Genomic DNA, 20,281 nt, shown 5'->3' with positions numbered 1-20,281 from the left:
CATTTCGCCGCGAAACCGTTCCTAAAAAAACAAAGACCCGGAAAATCCGGGCCTTGCCGTCATTTATTTTCAAACAAACCGAGCCGGTTCCGGAAGGAACCTTGAAGCCGGGCACGCTGTTTGCCTTGTTCTTCTTCGCTGTTTAAGCCCTCCAGAAGCCCCGTCAGTTCGTCGAACCAGGCTTCATCCCACGTGGACAAGGCAAGGTCGATCAAGCTTTCGAGATTCTGCCGGTCTGTAAGGGGGGCTGCCGGAAGCTGCTTCAGCCACGAGCTGCGCACCGCGACCGTTTTGCCGACCGCTTCTTCATGATCCGATTGAACGACGCGTACTCGAACGATCTCCTGCTGGGCATCCAGCGTCTCGATATATCCGTGAATAAACTCTCCGTCTACCGTCTTCCCTTGAACCCAATCGCCAATTCCGAATTTCATTCTTCCACCGCCTTACCTTAAATTGATATACAAACTGTAACTGCGTATATAACAAAAAGAAGATTACTGTAATAATACTAAACACAGTTAGCTATGTCAAATCCGGGTGGCGCGAAAAAAAAAAAAAAAAAAAAAAAAAAAAAAATCAAGCAGCGATTCGCTTCATGTCTTCATTATATTCAACTCCCGGCCTGCAGTTCCGCTTTTCCTCACGTGACATCCCTCCTTTATTCATCCTTTCCGCATAAGCTGACCCTTATGCCATGATCCCCCGGCACCCGCAGCCAATGGAAGGCGCAAGACCATCCTCCTTGTTCAAAAAGTCCCCTTGTCAGGTCCATCCTAATATTGACAGCGTTTACATGACAGTGACATAATGTGTACTAAATTCCACTGCCATGGGAGGAGTCGCGTGCAAAAAGGGTTCGTCTCATTCAAGCATATGAAGATCAAAAACAAACTTTCCCTGCTGATCGCCTTGATCGTCGCGACGACGTTCGCTTTTGCGCTGATTGTCCTGCAGTACGCCTTTTCGGTGTATGACGAGCAGCTGTATCAAAAGTCCTCGCAGGTGCTGCATTTGTCTTCCTCCGCGATCGAAAAGGAGCTGGAGCGGATCGAGCAGCTGTCCTTCAGCGTCGCGACCGACACGCAAATCCAGTCCCTGCTCCGTTCCATCGCCGACAGCGATTCCGACTACGACCGCCTGACCCTGCGCCAGCGCCTGGTCGACCGGCTGCTCAATTACGTCGGTTCCGAGCCGTCCCTCTATTCCATCCATGTCGTGGATGCCCACGGGGCCCAGCAGGATCTCGGCAGCGTCATCCCGATCGCCCCGGACAAACGGGCTTCCATCTTGAAGCTGGCCGCGGAGGCCAAAGGCGAAGCCCGGTGGACCTATCCCGACGCTTCCGACCCTGCCCTCATCCTGTCGCGGGATATCCGCTCCTACTCCGGGACACTGTTTGACCTGAAGGAAATCGGCACGATTTTTATGCGGATCAACATGGACCGGATCATCCAGGAGCTGGCGGCCGAGGAAGGCGTGTTCATGATGACGGCGGGCACCGTCGTGATTTACCCCTCCAGGCTTGATTTCGACCCGTCCGCCTTGCAGGACGCCCTCTTCGCGGGAGCCGGGTATTTTATCAAGGAAATCGATCAGCAAACCTATTTCGTCGCTTACAACCGTTCAGCGGATACCGGATGGACCTACTTGAACGTCACGCCTTTCAACCGGATTTTCAAACAAATCGTGTTTATCAAAGAGCTTGTCGTCATCGTATTCATTCTTATTTTTGCCGTGGCCATCCTTTGCGGCATCCGCTTCTCCCGCAGCCTGACCCGTCCGATCGAAAATTTGATCGCCCGCATGAAGCTTGCGGAAAAAGGAAATTTCGCCGAAGCGAACGTGCTGGCCTCGGATCAGGAGCCGCCGGCCATGGATGAGCTTGGACTGCTGCACCGGACGTTCCGCCTGATGGTCGAACGAATCAACGCGCTCATTACCGAAAACTATGCCAGCAGGCTGCTCATCAAGGAGACCGAATTCAAGGCGCTGCAGGCCCAAATCAATCCCCACTTTCTGTACAACACGCTGGAATCCATCAACTGGATGGCAAAGGTCAACAAGCAAACCCGCATCTCGCAAATGGTTCAGGCGCTGGCCTTTTTGCTGCGCAACGCCGTCAGCTTAAAGGAACCGATCCTGACGCTGGGGGAAGAACTGGAGATGGTGCGGAATTACGTGACGATCCAGAAATTCCGGTTTGAGGACCGGTTGTCCTTCCGCATGGAGCTCGAGGAACGGGAGTATGCGCGCAAAATCCCGAAGCTGACCCTGCAGCCGCTGCTCGAAAACGCGATCCACTACGCGCTTGAGCCTTCGGTGAACACCTGTACCATCGCCATTTACAGCCGGTACGAAGCGGATGCATTTTGCCTGATCGTCGAGGACGACGGGCCGGGCATGCCTCCCGAAACGCTCGAACTGCTGCGGGAAGGAAAACTCGTTGCGGCAGGAAACGGGATCGGGCTGTTGAATATTGACGAGCGGATCCGGTTTGCCTTCGGGGAGCGGTGCGGCGTGGACATCGACAGCGCCCCCGGCCAAGGAACCCGCGTGATCATCAAGTTGCCAAAAGAATTGGAGGGATAAGCAATGTATAAGGTTCTTCTGGTAGACGACGAAAGGATTATTTTGGACGGCATCTCCCAAATGGTCGATTGGTCCGCATTCCGGACGGAGCTGATCGGAACGGCGCAAAACGGGATTCAGGCTTACGAAAAAATCGTCGAGGCGGCGCCGGATATCGTCGTCAGCGACATCCGGATGCCGGGCCTGGACGGTCTGGAGCTGGTCGCCAAAACCCACGGCACCCATCCCGCCGTCAAATTCGTGCTGCTCTCCGGTTACGGGGAATTCGAATATGCTAACCGCGCCATGCAATACGGCGTGAAGCATTATTTGCTGAAACCGACCGACGAGGTCAAAATAGCCGAAGCGCTCAGGGAAGTCACGGAAGAGCTCGACCGGCAGCAAAGCAGGGAAACGTTCATCCGCGACATGAAGCGGCGTTTCGAGAAAGTCATCCCCCATGCGAAAGAACAGGTGCTCAAGGAATTCGTCACCAACAAAACCTACGGAACGCGCGACCTGGAGGAATACCGCGGGCTGTTCCCTTATCCCTTCGACCAGCCGATCCGGCTTCTGCTCTGCCAGCTTGAGGGCGAAACGGATTTCGAGCACCGGTTTGCCGTCAAAAACATTGCCGAAGACGTGCTGCAGTCGACGTTATTGAGCACGACGATCGGCGACCACGTGCTGATTTTGATGGCCGATCCGCAGGATCAGGAGTCTTTTTACCGCGGCCTTCAAGACGTCCGCAGCACCTTCAGCCTCTATTACAAAACCAACGTCACCATTGCCGTCAGCGATCCCGGCCCCATGGCGCAGGCCAGAAGGCTGTACCGCGAAACGCTGCGATGCCTGGATTACCGGTTTTACCTGGACGAAAGCGGCATCATTACAAGACAAGATGCACTCTCCCCGGGCAGCCAAGACGCGGAGTTTGATTTCGACGAAGAACGGCTCATCCTTCCGGTTCGCTCCGGCCGCGCCGAAGAAGCGGCGCTGGCCTTATCCGGGTTCATCGCCGAAATGAAACGCGCCCAGCTCGGCATCGACATGGCCAAGTCGTACGCGATCCGGCAGTACGCTTCCCTTATCCGGCTGGCCGATCCGGAACGGATGGACGAAGCGTATAAACGCATCCCCGAAATTGCCGAAATGGAATCGCTGCAGGCGATCCATTCTTTTCTCGAACATGCAGTCCAAGAGATCTCGCGCCGCAACGCTGAACGGAATGCGTGCAAATATAACGCCATCGTCCGGAAAGTGATCGACATCGTGGAGGAGCATCTGGGAAACTCCGCGTTGTCCCTGAACATGGTTGCCCATGAAATGCTTTACATGAACGCCGATTATCTCGGCAAGCTGTTCAAAAAAGAAACCGGCGAAAAATTTTCCAATTACGTCATGCGGATCCGCATTCAGCGGGCAACCGAGCTGATGGCCTCCGATCCGGACGTCAAAATCTTCGAAATGGCCGAAAGGCTCGGCTTCGGCGACAACCCCCAATATTTCAGCCAAGTATTCAAAAAACAGGTGGGCTGCACGCCGTCGGAGTATATCCGCAAAGCTGCCTTGGATTGGGGCCGCGCCAACGCATGACCCGTATAAGGACCGGGCTGGGCATGAAGTTGTACATACAACCTGTCAGACCTCTGTCCCGCCCTCTTTCCCTAGCGGCATGCAGAAAACCGTGGAGCCCCCGCCGTGCCACACCTCTGCTTTTTAAACAAACAGGTCGGTTTTTTTCCTTACCCCGAAGGAGGCAAATATCGATAATGAACTTGTAAGCACAATCAGTTTAGGAAACGGTTCACGATAAGGGGAGGAAATACGATGAGAAAAACGTTCACTGCCGTATTGCTGTTTTCCTTGATGGCCAGCCTCATCGGTTGTTCGGGAGGAGGAACGGCGGATAAATCGGGCGGCACGGCGTCGACGCCGAAACCTGCGAACCAGGAAGCTTCCGGCGATAAAGGCGGAGATAGCAAGGAGCCGGTCAAGCTCCGCATCGCTTGGTGGGGCGGCCAGTCCCGGCACGATTACACCCTGAAGGTCATCAAAATGTACGAGGAAAAACATCCGAACGTCACGATCGAGCCGGAATACGCGCCGTTCGACGACTACTGGAAAAAGCTCGCGCCTCAGGCGGTAGCCGGCGGCCTGCCCGACATCATCCAGATGGACATCTCGTATTTGAGCCAATATGCCGGGCGCAACCAGTTGGCGGATCTGAAGCCTTTTACGGACAGCGGCGTGCTGGACGTCAAAGACGTGAGCGAAAACGCGCTGAAAGGCGGGGAAGTGGGCGGCAAGCTCGTAGCCATGAACCTCGGGGTCAATGCGCTGCAAACGACGTTCGACGTGGAAACGATGAAGAAAAACGGCATCGATATCCCGTCCAAAGAATGGACATGGGACGATATGGACAAGATGGGCGCCCAAGCGAAAGCCAAAGGGCTGCTAATCGGCGGCTTTGCGTTCCGCCACGACGTCTTTTTCCCTTATTACCTGAGAACGATCGGCCAAAAAATGTACAGCGAGGACGGCAAAACGCTCGGATACGCCGACGACAAACCGTTTATCGATTATTTCACCCGCTACCAAAAATGGTACGACAACGGCTACATTTTGTCCCTGGATAAAGAAGCCCAGAAAAAAGGCGTCGCCGAAGAGGACGAAATCCTGCTCGGCCACTCCGTCTCCGGCACCGGCTGGTCCAACCAGTTCCTGGCCGTCGCCAATCTGGTGAAGGACCGTCCGCTGGAGCTGAATCCGATGCCGGGCCCCGGAACGAAAGAAGGCCTGTTCCTGAAGCCATCCATGTATTTCTCCATCGCGGAGACGTCCAAACAGAAGGAAGAAGCGGCGAAATTCATCAGCTTTTTCATCAACGACATCGAGGCGAACCAGCTCATCAAAGGCGAACGCGGCGTACCGGTCTCCTCCAAGGTAAAAGAAGCGCTGAAGCCGAATTTGACGGAAAACGAAGCCAAAATTTTCGATTACGTCACTTGGGTCGAATCCAACAGCAGCCCGATGGATCCTCCGAATCCGATCGGAGCGGTGGAAATCGAAAAGCTGCTGCGCGATCTGAGCGAAAAGATGTTGTTCAAGAAAATCGCGATCGACGAGGCGGCCGCCGAATTCCGCAAAGAAGCGAACGCCATTTTGGCCCGAAGCCAGAAATAACCCAGCATTCTGACAAAGAGAGCTGAAAACCGGTGGCGGTTGACGGGCTCTCTTTTGTTGTGCGGAGATATGCATTTTCCGGGATTCCACACCTCTGCTTTTTGAACAAAGAGCCCGGTTTTATCCATTACTCCATCCGCCGCCCGTTTCTATAATCGAGATATACCAAGGATTTTTCGCAAAATCCTGAACCATGTTGAGCCTAGGAGTTGACGTTATGAAAAAGCTGCGGGATAACGAGCACATCACCGGTTATGTTTTTACGGCCCCGTTCGTGCTTGGCTTTCTGATCTTTACGCTGTATCCGGTGTTGTCCTCGCTGTATTACTCCTTCACGGATTATAACCTGATGGAGGCGCCGAGATGGCTCGGCTTCGACAACTACAAACGGATGTTCATGGACGACGAAAAAGTCGCCAAATCGTTTCAAGTCACGTTTACGTACGTCCTGGGCAGCGTGCCGCTGCGCCTCATTTTCGCCTTGTTCGTGGCGATGGTGCTGAACACGGCCACCCGGGCCGTCGGGCTGTACCGCTCCGCCTTTTACCTGCCGTCCCTGATTGGGGGAAGCGTGGCGGTGTCGATCATGTGGCAGCAAATTTTCGGAGACCAGGGGCTGGTCAACTCCTTCCTGACGCTGATCGGCATCCCTTCCTCGACCTCGTGGATCGGCAGCCCCAGCACTGCGCTGTGGACGCTGATCGCGTTATCCACCTGGCAGTTCGGCTCGTCGATGATCATTTTTTTGGCGGGGCTGAAAAACATCCCGAAGGATTATTACGAGGCGGCCAGCGTCGACGGGGCTAACGGGGTCCGCCGCTTCTTCCACATCACGCTCCCGATGCTCAGCCCGATCATCCTGTTCAACCTGACGCTGCAGACGATCTCCGCGTTTATGACGTTTACGCCGGCGTACATCATTTCCCGCGGGGAAGGCGGTCCGCTGGATCAGACGCTGCTGTATTCACTTTATTTGTACCGCAAAGCGTTTTCGCATTTCGAGATGGGGTACGCCTCGGCGCTGGCCTGGATCATGCTGCTCATCGTCGGCGCGCTGACGCTGCTGATCTTCAAATCATCGACCCGCTGGGTTCATTACGAAACGAAGGGAGATTAAAGCCATGGCCATGTCGAAACCGAAACGCATCCTCTACCACGTGCTGGTCACGGTGTTCGCCCTGCTGATGATCTACCCGATCCTGTGGCTGGTGGCCAGCTCCCTGAAGCCGAACGACGAAATTTTCGCAACGTCCTACAGCCTCATTCCCAGCCGCCTCGAATTTTCCAACTATGCGACCGGCTTTCAGGGGTTCGGCGGCACGACGTTTGCGACCTTTTTCAAAAATTCTTTTGTCATCGTCGTCATTTCGACCATCGGCGCGGTGGCTTCTTCCGCCCTCGTCGCCTTCGGGCTCGCCAGAACAAAGTTTTTCGGGCAAAAATTCTGGTTCGCCTGCATGATGGCCACCATGATGCTGCCCCATGACGTCGTCATCGTACCGCAATACGTTATGTTCGCCAAATTCGGCTGGCTTTCTTCGTTCAAACCGCTGATCATCCCGCATTTTTTCGGGACGCCGTTTTTTATCTTCCTGATCATGCAGTTTATCCGGACGATCCCGAAGGAGCTCGACGAAGCGGCCAAAATCGACGGCTGCAGCAAATACGGCGTGTTTTACCGGGTGGTCCTGCCGCTGATCGGGCCGGCGCTCATCACAAGCTCGATTTTCTCCTTTTACTGGCGCTGGGACGATTTCATCAACCCGCTCATTTATTTGAACAGCCCGGACAAATATCCGGTGTCGCTCGCGCTTAAGCTGTTCCTGGACGGCGAATCCCTGAACAATTGGGGCGGCATGTTCGCCATGGCGACGCTGTCGCTGCTGCCGGTCGTCATCGTCTTCTTCATTTTCCAAAAATACATCGTCGAAGGCATCAGTACCACCGGGCTGAAAGGCTGATCCGGCCGGGGGCGCCGAATGGAATCACGAATGTATTCTCCAAGCACAAAACATTCTCGAAAGGGGCACGAACCAAATGCCAGCACTCGTATTTGACGAAAAACAGATTCTTGAAACGATCGACCGCGTGGTCGACCGCACGTTCCGGATGGATTTCAGCTGGGACTGGCCGGGGGGCGTCGCCTTTTACGGCGTCTGCGAAGCTTATCAGGCAACGGGTAAAATCGAATACCTGGAGCCGCTGAAAGCCTGGGTCGATGAAAACATGGAGGACGGATTGCCCAAGCTGTCGGTGAACGGCGTCTCCATCGGGCATTCGCTGCTCACTTTGTACGAGGTATACAACGATGACCGGTACATCAAAACGGCGCAGGAGATGGCCGACTATTTGACACATGAAGCCGTCCGCTTCGGCGACGGGATTTTTCAGCACACCGTCAACTCGGAGACGTACAATTTCCCGGAGCAAGCGTGGGTCGACACGATGTTTATGGCCGGTTATTTCCTGCTCCGGATCGGGGCGGCGCTGCAGCGCGACGACTATTTCGAGGACGGCCTGAAGCAATACCACGGCCATGAAAACGTGCTGCAGGATCCGGTCACGAACCTGTATTACCACGGCTGGGACAACATCGCGGGCAACCATATGTCCGGCGTATTCTGGGCGCGCGGCAACGCGTGGGCGGCCTTGACGATGGCCCGGGCGCTGGAGCTGGTGCCGGTGACGCACCCGTCCTTCATGGTCATCGAAGGTTCGCTGCGCGACCAGCTCAGCAGCCTCGTCCGGCTGCAGGACGAATCGGGGCTGTGGCACACGATCGTGAACGATCCGGATTCCCCGCTCGAAACATCCGGCTCCGCCGGGATCGCCGCCGCGGTTTTGACCAAAGGCCGGATTTACAACAAATACACGCAAAAAGCAATCGACGGCATCCTGTCCAAAATTACAAGCGACGGCACCGTCACCGGCGTGTCCGCCGGCACCGCCGTCATGAAAGACGCCGCCGGATACAAAGGCGTGCCCGACAAGCGAATTCAAGGCTGGGGACAGGGACTAACGCTCGCGTTTTTGTCGGAGCTGCTTAAAAATAATCCGTATTGATGGGAGGTTGGCATGAAGAAGGGCCTCTACCGCTGCAACGGTAAAGGCCCGGGACTTTTAAAGGCTGTGGATGCCACGGCGCGATAATATTGGCTGTTCAAGCGAAAACTACCACCGTTTAGGCCCCCAGCCTGCTTAACGGTGGTTGTTCGCTTGTTTCCAAGCTTTTTTGCGTACCAAAGGTAAAGCTTAAGGATGCTAAACTACAGGGTTTATCACCGTAGCCAATCCATCGGATTACATAGGGTGCGAAATTGAAGTTAGCATTGCCCCAGTCGGTAGGGCATTTAATCCACGCACCTGCGTAGGGTGCGACAGCATTACCATGCTCACGGCGGAGTTTGTATCCACGCACCCGCATAGGGTGCGACTATGTGCGCTCCGTTGAAAGACCGCTAATCAACCCGCTATTTCAATCCACGCACCCGCATAGGGTGCGACTTGTCGCCCTTGCCGTAAACGGCCGCAGCTATTTTATTTCAATCCACGCACCCGCATAGGGTGCGACGATTTTCAATTCGATTTGCTGGATATCCATATTCATTTCAATCCACGCACCCGCATAGGGTGCGACAGGACAAACAGCCACATTGCCAATTGTGCCTCGATATTTCAATCCACGCACCCGCATAGGGTGCGACCATGTACGGGAATCAAAGTTGCTTTGCGACTCGTCATTTCAATCCACGCACCCGCATAGGGTGCGACTAAAATGAGCCTAGAAATTTCCGCTGCGCCTGCTATTTCAATCCACGCACCCGCATAGGGTGCGACCAGCGACTTGAACACCATGGTCTTTAACTCCAGATATTTCAATCCACGCACCCGCATAGGGTGCGACTAGCCATTGGTCCGCAGTGCTTCTTTTAGTTTCATTACATTTCAATCCACGCACCCGCATAGGGTGCGACCATGTACGGGAATCAAAGTTGCTTTGCGACTCGTCATTTCAATCCACGCACCCGCATAGGGTGCGACATAATCTCGGGTTCCAGTTAGAAGTGTTCCAAAGATTTCAATCCACGCACCCGCATAGGGTGCGACCGGACGACGAATTTAGCCTGGCGTTCTGGAATCAATTTCAATCCACGCACCCGCATAGGGTGCGACCGCGATCCGGACGTGTGGGTGCGGAAGTGTTTGGCGATTTCAATCCACGCACCCGCATAGGGTGCGACAATTTGACCATATTCTTTTGATGAATGATCACCTTTTATTTCAATCCACGCACCCGCATAGGGTGCGACTGGAGTTACCAGCCACTCGACGAGCTGCCAATTTCAATCCACGCACCCGCATAGGGTGCGACCTTTTCAATCGTGGCCTCAAGGGATTTTGCATAATTTCAATCCACGCACCCGCATAGGGTGCGACGCGTCTGCGTTGGCTGCCGATGGCGAGAAGTACGATTTCAATCCACGCACCCGCATAGGGTGCGACGATAACGTGGCCCGGTCGGAGGGTGACTTCGTGGCATTTCAATCCACGCACCCGCATAGGGTGCGACGGCGGATGAGTTCGTGGAGTGCCGCGGGATAGCATTTCAATCCACGCACCCGCATAGGGTGCGACTTCCAAGCTGCTGGTGCTTGCAAAAAACAACCGTATTTCAATCCACGCACCCGCATAGGGTGCGACACCCGCCTGCGATCGTCACGGCCGTCTTTGTGACATTTCAATCCACGCACCCGCATAGGGTGCGACTTCTTGGATAAAGTAATTCGAAATTTGCTTATAAAAATTTCAATCCACGCACCCGCATAGGGTGCGACTCAGACTTGTGTTCGAACCCCCACCGTTTGAAAATGTATTTCAATCCACGCACCCGCATAGGGTGCGACACCGATTTTTAAGCCAAAATGCCGTAAAAACAGTATTTTAATAATCAAAAATCAATTTTCACAAAAATAAATTTCAATTATTTTACATTAATGGGTTTTATCTAAGGTTTTTTTGGTGCGAACCTCCCTGAGAAATCATGTTCACTTGGCATTCGCACTATAAAATAAGGGGGCCTTCAAGATCAAGCGACTCTTTTACGCCTATATGCTCAACTTTGTTTTTATAATTATTACCGAGTTGGTAGAACCGAAGGCTGTCCTGATTTTGATCAATCTCATCTGCAAGCTTCATCTTTAGTGCCGCAAACTGCGTAGCATCTACAATGCACTCAAACACAGAATTTTGGACGCGTTGACCGTAGTTCTGACATATTTTAGATACGTTACGCAATCTTCGCTGCCCTTCTGCATCCATCGTGCTTACATCATACGTCACCAATACAAGGATAAGGTCCACCTACTTCCATAAAAAAGGAGGGTATTCGTCTAGATCACCACGCAGATATCTCGATAGTAACAATGATTGTACGTGTGGAACTAACCCCCATGATATTTTCTCGCCTAAAAACGGATGGGTGATCTTATCTTGTTTTTTATTCTGCCATGCTGTCAGAAATTTTTTCCTGGCATCATCCGTCATGATTACGGCTCCGTTTTCCTTAAAGACGAAATCACTGGGATTGACCACTTTCGTATTAATTAACGACAGAACAAACCTATCCGCATAAATGCCTCGTAACTCCTCCATTACATCCAATGCAAGCGAAGCTCTACCAGGACGGTCCCGATGCAAAAATCCGATATAAGCATTAAGCCCGACTCCCTCCAGAGCTGACATCATATCATTCGAGAGCAGAGTATATGCGAGTGAGAGCATCGCGTTCACAGGATCTAGTGGAGGCCTGCGGGATCGAGAACGAAAAAAGAAATGCTCCTTTTGCTGCAAAATCATTTGGTCAAAGCGCTGATTATAAATTAGAGCAGCTTGTCCTTCCAGCCCCCTAAGCCGTTCCAAGTTTTCACATGCTCTGATCTCTGCCATGATGGATGACAATTGCCGAGAAGCTTCCTTAAATTCTTCAACATTTATGCGCAATGGGTAATCTCGGGTCATTCTTTCTAGCATCCATTTATGGTTAAATATTTTACCAATGATAAAATTCCGGGCAATTCTCGCCGAAAGCATTTCGTCTTCGGATACCAGAGATTGCTTCTTTCTCAGGACGACGTTCCCTTTGCTCGGACCGATTACTCTTGCAAGAAATCTGCCATTCATCGTTAAGAAATACCAGACAACATAAGGTAGTCATCTTCGTCATTAAAGGCCATCTACTATCTCAACCTTTAGCCCTTCCAGTTCGGTTAATTCAATTACATAGTCTTCAAAAGCTTTAGGTTGGTCTATCCGTGGTTTAACTGATAATGAACGATGTACCTTGGCCGAAGAATATTGCCCCAGCTTTGATTGATGCTCCCACCAATACACCTTATATTTCAATCCACGCACCCGCATAGGGTGCGACACCGATTTTTAAACCAAAATGCCGTAAAAAAAGTATTTTAATAATCAAAAAACAATTTCCACAAAAATAAATGGTTTTAGTCAAGGATTTTTTGGTGCGAACCTCCCTGGCAAATCATGTTCGCTTGGGATTCGCACCATAAAATAAGGGGGCCTTCATTGTCTGGCAATTCACATCCTATTGAATTATCCATAACAGTTTCCAACACGAGCCCTAGCGTTGGTTATCGAATTGGGGATTTTTTTAATTCTTTGGTCTTCAATTATTACAACAATTCATGTATCGTGACACCTTGTGGAGCTTCGCCAATAGAACATACATAATCTGCATAAGACCGAGCAACCTCAACCTCACTCTTTCGCTCTATATGAACAAGGTTAAACAATTTATGTGCTGGCGCATTACCTAATTTGCTTTCATGTTCAAAAACAATTAGTTTTTGTGCAGACATTTTTCCTCTTGCTGCAGAACGATCATGATCAAACATATTTACAAGTGCCGACCACAATAATTCCAAGTCCTCTTCACTAAAATTCGTCTGGTTTGCAAGAGAGGCCGATACAAAACCTTCCATTCGATACAATCCATATGGAACAATACTCTTACGGCCCATCGTCCGTTCCTTTTCAGCATCTTTTTCATTCGTGACAGCCATTCGAGTAATTGTTACATCTAACGGAGAAATAGGATCAATACTTTTTGCGAAACCAAACTGTACTGGCCCCCGAACCTGTCCGCAATTTACGCCGGTTGTCATGACCGCACCAAATGTACGAATATCGTAATACTTATCGCACATCCATTGAGCCAGAGTCATTTGATCTTCTTTCTTCTTGGCTTCGATCTTGTCTGATTTTTTATCTTTTAGTTCAATATCCGGATGATGATCAAACGCTTCTTTATTCAGTTGATTTAATATAGCACCTTCTTTTACATAGATTTCATAGCCATTCGCATTCTCTTTTGCTAATTCAACATAATTTCGAACTTTACGTTTCATGCACACGTCAGTAACCAATCCGCATCCGGTTTCCGGATCAATACGAGGCAAATTTCCCGCATCCGGATCTCCATTTGGGTTTCCGTTTTCAACATCGAATAATAACACAAACTCATATCTCTTCGTTAAAGCTGTATTTTCACTCATGTTCTGTTCCCTCTTTCACTTGTTTTGATTGATTTGGATTATAAAAACTTTGCCGTTGATGATAGTAACCTAACGCGAACATTCCCTGCTCTTCTAGCGTCAATCGACGTGGAAAGACTTCAGGTAATGCATTCATCACTTTCTGAATCTGGTCATCGTTATAACGTCCCCACTTATCATCTTTTGCGATGTGATGCCTGGACAAACTGATCAACCGCGGAAAAACGGTTGCAGGTGAGGCTGAAGCCGCTCCCCAAAATCGGTCACGAATGGATGCATTAATGCCTTGTCCCAATGCGTTTAGCTGTGTTTTTTCCAAACATGCAAATAATCTTCCCAGATGGTAGGGGGTACTGGTGGAATTTTCATTTAGGGACATCGTTAACTCTCCTTCTAAACTTTGATCATCATTGTGGCGGGCTTTACGGATAAGGTATGCTTTTATCATGGCTGCACGAAGTGGTCCTATTTTATATTGATTTTTTTTAGGATCATCCGTCTCTGAACGAATACGATTGATCAATTGGGCAAATATTGCACTGGAATATGGAAGTCCGTGTAGAATAGATCTAACCAATTGTCCTTCCATATTAGGAGGGATTTTCCCCCAATCATGTCCGACTGCGATTTCCCGAAGTAATTGCCGTACAGTTGGTGCCCGGTCTAACCCGGTAATGCTTAAATCTTTATAATGTTGCCACATTCGCTCACCAATTTCACCGAGGGTGCCTGTATACCAGAAACGAACCGACAATCTTGCAGCATTTGGCGAAAGACCCAAGACATAAAATCTCGTATTCATATCCATATCTTTAAATGTCTCTTTAAACGTCTGCCCGTGCTGAATACGTACTAAAGCATTTTTCACACGCGTACGTACATTTTCAGCATCCTCCTGTTCATACTCCGAAGCTTCGTCCATTTCTCCTTGGAACAACAATGCAAACAAGCTCTGTTCTCGCTCTGGCGCTGTCTCTGCCCAAAAAACTACCGTCGTGTCATTCATTCGAATGCGATGATCCGGATCCGCCAAGAATTTATTCAAAACATACCCATAAGCATCGGCTGCCTCTTGGGACGCTGGAGCATTGTAGGATTGTTTTCTACCATAGGAGCAAAAAGAGTCTTTATTAAAAGAAACAATAGCTGCCCCTGATGACTGAGCACCGAGTACATTTTTTATGCTGGGATGCAGCCTTGCGATTTCGTGTTTCGGTATCATCTCACCTGAGATAAGGCACATTTGCTTCTCATCATTTGTGCCTTCATTTTTTTGACCATGGTAATAACGCTCCCACGTTCGTTTAATCAGACCGTCATCATGCAAAAATCGTCCTGTTGGGGCATATTTCAGAACACAAAGTCCTCCTTTGCGCAACATATCCCTAATTTCTTCGTTGGTTACAGCATCTAGTTGAGCTGCCAACTGTTCCGAAGACTGACTCACAAAAGCATGTAATGCCCGAATCTCTGGTGAGTGTGATGTACAATATTGCAGGACATGATGACACAATTGTTGCATCCCAATTCGGCTTTGTTCACGCATAGATAATGCCGATCCGAATAAATAATCCGCTTTATCGCATAAAAAATACGGCTTGGCTCCAGTTCCGGAACGTTTCGCCTGTTTCGGGACATTAAATGTAAGCCTAATGTTTTTCCCTTTTTCATCCGTATAAGGCCTGACCGAAGTAACTTCTCCAGATTCACTTAAATAAATTTCAAAAGACACCTCAGCAGACGAATACTCTTCTCTCGGTAAACAATTGTCTTCTTGGTCCTGTAAGGTCTTGTAGTAGGAATAAAGCGCCTGTAAAATCATCCAGTCACCTCCCTTAATTGCGGGACTTCAATGATTCCGTCGACCATTTGGGCTCTAAAAAAATGCGGAATAACCTCCTTTACCTCCCCTTTTGAATTTAAAATGAAGGTCTGGTCGAGCAACATATAGCCCAAATCAACGATTCCAGGATGAACAGTTTCCTTTACTTCTATTTCATCTTCAACCAGCTCAAAATGAACGGGAAACTCCCTCGTGCCAAAATAAGGCTGATGAAAGCATTGCCCCTTTCTTGCACGTCGTAAGAAAATATTATAGTGCTTCTCAGGATGATCTTCCTCGCCTTTACGATCCGTCATTTCAAAGTGCCCTTCTATTATGTACTCGACGTCACGAAGGACAAGAGACGATCGCAGTTGTCGCTCTTCCGAAACGTTGATAAACTTTTTTTTGCGCGATGCGAGAGATTCTACTTCGTTTCTTCGAATACTTTCAAACCGAATTGGTTTTTTCACATGGATACGGTCAATAACCCACCGGATAGCTGGTTTCCAATGAAGTGCTTCCAAAATTCCTCGTGCTGCCGAAGGCGTCATGACATCATAACTCACGCGTTCAACTTTCATCTCTGGACGCGTAAAACAGGCATAATCCCCCCACACGCGCAGTTTAATCCCATATGCCATACATATAACTCCTCCTTAATGTCGCATTGGTTCTCGAAGCCCTGTTGCTTGATCATAATAGTTCATATCATTTAAATACCAAATACCTCCAGCGTCACTTAATAAACCTTTATTCATCCACTCAGTATATTCTCGCTTATAAACTGAAACTGAATAAGATTGCAACTGGCGAAATATATCCGAACGATGGACTTTGCTTTTGGCATGTAAATGAATTAAATTACGAGCAAACTCATCAAAGGGAATAACAATCGAAAACATTTCCCCCTCGATCATTTCAAACCGACTAGCAATCTCTTCATATGGGATTTCCAAATTTTTGTTTTTACTCCTTAATAATCCCATAATCCTTTTGCTATCTGTTATTTCCCTGACCCTGCCATCAGCAACCCCGTATATTCTATCAAAATACTGCTTCATAGCTTCCGGTGACAACGGATCTACCTGTTGATATTTCAACACGTTTTGTGCTTCAATAGCTGTCTCTTTCATCCACCCATAGAAAGGCATGCCGTGCGACTCAGGATAAAACACATGTACTTCCCCAACAGATTGCTTTCCCTCCCGGTTGCACCGACCAGCGGCTTGAGCAATGGAATCAAGTCCGGCAAACGCTCTGATGACTATTGGAAAGTCCAAATCCACACCTGCTTCGACTAATTGTGTAGAGATAACGTGACACGGTTTTTCGTGAATAAGTCTGTCTTTGATTTCTTTTAATATTTCCATACAATGTTTGGAGCACATGCGACCGCTTAGATGATAAACCCCAATTAATTGTTTTTTAATAGATAGATCGAACAACATCTTAGCATGCTTTCGGGTATTCACAATGGTTAACGCTTGCTTAACTTGTGACATCCAATCTATTGTCATTGAATCAGGAATACTTTTCGTTGCTCCCCCATGCATTGTAACCCGGACTCTTTTAAATGTATCAACCAATTGCTGAGACAGTTGATCTTGTATAATTGCAGTCGGACGAATCCCTAGCGCTTCCCAGGATGGATGTGTTGCAGTACACAATACGACGGTACAGCCGTACGATTCCACTAATTCCTCAAGCACTCTTAAACAAGGGGTAAGGAACCCCCTAGGGATACTTTGGGCTTCATCAATAACGATGACAGATTTCACGATATTGTGGAGTTTCCTGCACCTACTTCTTTTATTAGAAAACAACGACTCGAAAAATTGTACCGAAGTCGTAACCACAACGGGGGCATCCCAATTTTCCGCAGCCAATTTCTGTTTTCTCACTTCTTCTACACCATAATTCTCCCGATATTCTTGTTCATCAAAGTTGCTATGATGCTCTAAAACTGCCTCGTTACCTAGCGCATTTCGAAAAATCTCTACTGTCTGGTCAATAATACTTAAGAAAGGAATCACGTAAATTACCCTCTGTAACTCATGCCTTTGTGCATGATGAAGAGCAAAACATAACGAAGATAACGTTTTCCCGCCACCTGTAGGTATAGATAATGTGAATATCCCTTGGCCATCTCCTGCCCTTATCCTGCAATTTTCAAGGATCTGATGTCTTTTGTTGTTGATTATCGTTTTTTCTGCCTTCTTCTCTAGCTCAGATATAAAATTATCAATTCGTTCCAACAATTGAGAAATTGAGGGTAAGCTTCTTTTATACATTAAACGCCGATCCTCATCATTGCAGTAGTCCCGGGTATCAGTAGAATCGGCATCTACCAGGCAAGAATAAAGCATCCTGCCCAAAATGCTATATTTCCAAGCAATGTTACTGGTCGTTAGATTTCCGAAGCGAAGCATGGGGTTACTTTCGAGAGGTTGCGAGCAGATGGATAACTCCGACCACGCTATAGACCAATCAGGCACTTTTTCTTTCGGTTTAGACAAGCGATGTTTTAATGATCCCTCCTCATCAATTGAGCCATAGTTGCTCAGCCCACCATGATGTCCGGCTACCACATATGCAATCAGCCGGGCTAAATACGGTGCGAATCCAAACTTACCAATATACTTAATAACTACCTCAGGCTTCATAATCCACTGTGCCCCGGCAGTCGAGTGATCGACCGGGATCTGAGAGCCACGAACTCGTTGTTGAAACAACTCTGAATACTTTCCAACATCATGAATTAAACCCGCTAAGTAACCTAGCTCACTCATACCAAATAATCCCGCAAACGTACGAGTCAGAGCCGCTACTCCTTCGAGATGCTCCTTTAAATATTGAAAATCGCCTGATTTTTTACTGTGTGCGTAGAAAAACAAGGCCTCACCTTCTTTTTTATATACCATATTATACCATCCAATATTTTACTTTGTAAATTACGTTTAAGTAGATATTATATGAACAATATTATGATTTTATTACGAATAATATCCGGTACACCTATTGATTCCTGTGGTATAATAAACTGTCGCTAAGCAAGCGTGGATTGAAAAATATAGTATCTACTCAAGAAAACCTATCTTTCCCTTCAGGATAGGTTTTCATTCTATCATCGGAATCAATCCGCGACATTTGAGTGATGACCAAAATGTTAGTCCCATCCCCCTTCTTCCTAATCGGTTAGTAGATGTGTGTCCGCTCAAACTCTTCTAACGATTTGTCCCTTTTGTCACGTACACGCTTCAAATAGTTCGACTCTAATTCGGGATTGAGAAAGTCTTCGAGGTAAGAAGGATGTGAAATGATTGCATTACCTACGATTTCAGCCAACAATCCTTTGATTGGGTGGATTTCTCCAGCACGAAAAAGGTTATACAGAAATTTCCCACCTGCCGTTGAATGATCGACGCTTCCTCTTTTCGGCGGGAAGCTTGGGTTGTTTACAGCTGCTAAAATATAATTCCTGAAAGCATCTGTGTATTTCCCCATATCGTGCAGCATCCCTGCCAATCCGGCGATGTACCGAAACTCCCAATTTCTTTCCGAACGATTCTGCTAATGCTTGTACGCCTAATAAGTGCTCCTCCACTGTTTGGTGCTGCCTGTCAGCTTCGCGAATATGTGCTATATAATTCAAACAGTCTCCTCCTCGAAATATAGAGTCGTTCAAGCCCTCGTGTAGTCCGATGTACCTGCGACAATTCTCCTTATTTTAACGAGATTCGACAGGAATCTGAGATATCCTTCCAATTTGTATGTAAAATTTTGTTTTATTTGATAAATCTATTTCAATCCAGGCACCCGCGTAGGGTGCGACCGCCATGCTGCCGACGATCATGTCGGTTGTCGGATTTCAATCCACGCACCCACACAGGGTGCGACTCGTCAGCTGTTTGGTGAGCAATGAACACAACAGTATTTCAATCCACGCACCACACAGGGTGCGACAATAGCGCGATTGCTTTTGAGGATGGCGCTATTGAATTTCAATCCACGCACCCACACAGGGTGCGACACCGCTTTTTCAAGCAAAAAGCCCGAAAAAGCGGTTTATGACACTCCATTCTCCAACAATAAATTGAATTTATTTACATTGTTGTAAAAATATCAAGATTTCACAGGTGCGAACCCTCCTGAAAATCCATGTTCACTACACGTTCGCACCAGTTCATTTCTTCCATGTTTTCACGTTATGGTTTCGACAAAAATCCTCCAAAACCTCTCATCAGTCCATGAATCCATGTACCCTTTTTAAATCACGAATGCTTGCATTCTCCCGTTTTTCCTTTTAAACCGAGTTGCTTTGTCCCCACAGCAGCCCTTTGGAAAAAGAAAATAGGCGATTGCGTTTCTTTTTGGGTTTTTCCGCGAATACGTACTCCTGCTCGTTTTGTACGACATTATGCGCAATATGCCGGAAGCGTCTGCCGCTCTCCAGCTCGGGATCCAGCGCGATGGGAATCCCTTTGGCTACCGAACGCATAATATCCATGTCCATATGTATGACCCCAATTAAACCGATATTGAGAATATTCATGATGTCTTCAAGCTTTAGGACCCGATCGGCCGGATCATCCGCCATGTTGACGATAAGCTGCGGGGGAGCATCGATCATATCGCTCATCAACCCGATGACGCGGTCCGCATCCTGAATCGCCGTCCGGTTCGGCGTCGTGACGATAATCGCCTCGTCGGCGGCGTATACGGCATTGCGGAACCCGTTTTCGATCCCTGCCGGGGAATCGATCAACACATAATCATAATCTTGGGCGATAAAATGAACCCCGTCCCGAAACAACCCCGGGTCCTCATCATGGTCGGCACTCCCGCTGCAGGAGATGAACGATAGGTTGGACAGGCGCTTGTCTTGGATGGTTACTTGATGCAGGCCGCATCTGCCCGCCATAAAATCGGAAATATCATAATTCAATCTGCTGCTCAGCCCGAGCGGAATGTCCAAATTCCGGAGGCCGAAGTCCGCATCGATCAAACAGACCTTTTGTCCCAAGCAAGCAAGGGATGTCCCTAAATTGGCGGTGACCGTCGTTTTGCCTACCCCGCCCTTGCCCGAAGTAATACAAATGACTCTTGCCATTGAAGCAACACATCC

General features: G+C 48.8%; 13 protein-coding genes, 3 pseudogenes and 1 CRISPR repeat array. Of the genes and pseudogenes, 6 read left to right on the top strand and 10 right to left on the bottom strand.

Annotated features, from left to right (window positions below; translation table 11 throughout):
• Window positions 1–59: 59 nt before the first annotated feature.
• Window positions 60–434 (bottom strand): hypothetical protein, encoded by a 375-nt coding sequence (locus tag MKY58_RS04340; protein ID WP_339323614.1) that lies wholly within the window; start codon window positions 432–434, stop codon window positions 60–62.
• Window positions 435–846: 412 nt separating this feature from the next.
• Here MKY58_RS04340 and MKY58_RS04335 point away from each other — a divergent pair, with 412 nt between their 5' ends.
• The 6 genes from MKY58_RS04335 (at window position 847) to MKY58_RS04310 (ending at window position 8,820) form a co-directional block, all read left to right on the top strand.
• A complete protein-coding gene (locus MKY58_RS04335; RefSeq protein ID WP_339323613.1) occupies window positions 847–2,592 on the top strand; it encodes a sensor histidine kinase in 1,746 nt (581 codons plus the stop codon).
• A gap of 3 nt (window positions 2,593–2,595) precedes the next feature.
• Window positions 2,596–4,167, top strand: coding sequence for a response regulator transcription factor (locus tag MKY58_RS04330; protein ID WP_339323612.1), 1,572 nt, complete (start codon window positions 2,596–2,598; stop codon window positions 4,165–4,167).
• A 234-nt stretch (window positions 4,168–4,401) separates the two neighbouring features.
• On the top strand, window positions 4,402–5,757 hold the full coding sequence (locus MKY58_RS04325) for an ABC transporter substrate-binding protein (protein ID WP_339323611.1): 1,356 nt from the start codon (window positions 4,402–4,404) through the stop codon (window positions 5,755–5,757).
• Between the two features lie 193 nt (window positions 5,758–5,950).
• A complete protein-coding gene (locus tag MKY58_RS04320; RefSeq protein WP_339323610.1) occupies window positions 5,951–6,874 on the top strand; it encodes a sugar ABC transporter permease in 924 nt (307 codons plus the stop codon).
• A 10-nt stretch (window positions 6,875–6,884) separates the two neighbouring features.
• Window positions 6,885–7,718: a carbohydrate ABC transporter permease gene (locus MKY58_RS04315; RefSeq protein ID WP_339325049.1), complete on the top strand. Its 834-nt coding sequence runs from the start codon at window positions 6,885–6,887 to the stop codon at window positions 7,716–7,718.
• A gap of 76 nt (window positions 7,719–7,794) precedes the next feature.
• Window positions 7,795–8,820 carry a glycoside hydrolase family 88 protein gene (locus MKY58_RS04310; RefSeq protein ID WP_339323609.1) on the top strand — a complete coding sequence of 342 codons (1,026 nt, stop codon included), beginning with the start codon at window positions 7,795–7,797 and terminating at the stop codon, window positions 8,818–8,820.
• A gap of 284 nt (window positions 8,821–9,104) precedes the next feature.
• Window positions 9,105–10,661: direct repeats of the CRISPR family, unit length 32 nt; unit sequence ATTTCAATCCACGCACCCGCATAGGGTGCGAC.
• 157 nt (window positions 10,662–10,818) lie between these two features.
• On the opposite strand, the gene cas2 is transcribed toward MKY58_RS04310, so the two are convergent.
• From cas2 to minD, 9 genes and pseudogenes are all read right to left on the bottom strand, one after another.
• Complete coding sequence (gene cas2, locus MKY58_RS04305) at window positions 10,819–11,109, bottom strand: CRISPR-associated endonuclease Cas2 (protein WP_339325048.1); 291 nt, start codon at window positions 11,107–11,109, stop codon at window positions 10,819–10,821.
• 9 nt (window positions 11,110–11,118) lie between these two features.
• Window positions 11,119–11,946: pseudogene (gene cas1 / locus MKY58_RS04300) on the bottom strand (CRISPR-associated endonuclease Cas1); the annotation flags it as partial.
• Between the two features lie 33 nt (window positions 11,947–11,979).
• A pseudogene (locus tag MKY58_RS04295) lies at window positions 11,980–12,153 on the bottom strand (type I-C CRISPR-associated protein Cas7/Csd2); the annotation flags it as partial.
• A gap of 296 nt (window positions 12,154–12,449) precedes the next feature.
• Window positions 12,450–13,331, bottom strand: a complete 882-nt coding sequence (gene cas7c / locus MKY58_RS04290; protein ID WP_036712950.1) for a type I-C CRISPR-associated protein Cas7/Csd2 — start codon at window positions 13,329–13,331, stop codon at window positions 12,450–12,452.
• Window positions 13,324–15,153 carry a type I-C CRISPR-associated protein Cas8c/Csd1 gene (gene cas8c, locus MKY58_RS04285; RefSeq protein ID WP_339323608.1) on the bottom strand — a complete coding sequence of 610 codons (1,830 nt, stop codon included), beginning with the start codon at window positions 15,151–15,153 and terminating at the stop codon, window positions 13,324–13,326. Before cas8c ends, cas7c begins: the two co-directional genes overlap by 8 nt.
• Window positions 15,150–15,797 (bottom strand): type I-C CRISPR-associated protein Cas5c, encoded by a 648-nt coding sequence (gene cas5c / locus MKY58_RS04280; protein WP_036712949.1) that lies wholly within the window; start codon window positions 15,795–15,797, stop codon window positions 15,150–15,152. Before cas5c ends, cas8c begins: the two co-directional genes overlap by 4 nt.
• Before the next feature lie 15 nt (window positions 15,798–15,812).
• Window positions 15,813–18,077, bottom strand: coding sequence for a CRISPR-associated helicase Cas3' (gene cas3 / locus MKY58_RS04275; RefSeq protein WP_339323607.1), 2,265 nt, complete (start codon window positions 18,075–18,077; stop codon window positions 15,813–15,815).
• A gap of 286 nt (window positions 18,078–18,363) precedes the next feature.
• Window positions 18,364–18,808 (bottom strand): annotated as a pseudogene (locus MKY58_RS04270) (CRISPR-associated endonuclease Cas3''); the annotation flags it as partial.
• A gap of 651 nt (window positions 18,809–19,459) precedes the next feature.
• Window positions 19,460–20,266: a septum site-determining protein MinD gene (gene minD / locus MKY58_RS04265; protein WP_339323606.1), complete on the bottom strand. Its 807-nt coding sequence runs from the start codon at window positions 20,264–20,266 to the stop codon at window positions 19,460–19,462.
• Between the last annotated feature and the right edge of the window lie 15 nt (window positions 20,267–20,281).

It is taken from the genome of Paenibacillus sp. FSL W8-0194 (assembly GCF_037969745.1).
Lineage (GTDB): Bacteria > Bacillota > Bacilli > Paenibacillales > Paenibacillaceae > Paenibacillus_AQ > Paenibacillus_AQ cookii.
Note: the sequence above shows the minus strand (reverse complement) of the source record. Positions and strands in the feature narration are given on the sequence as shown.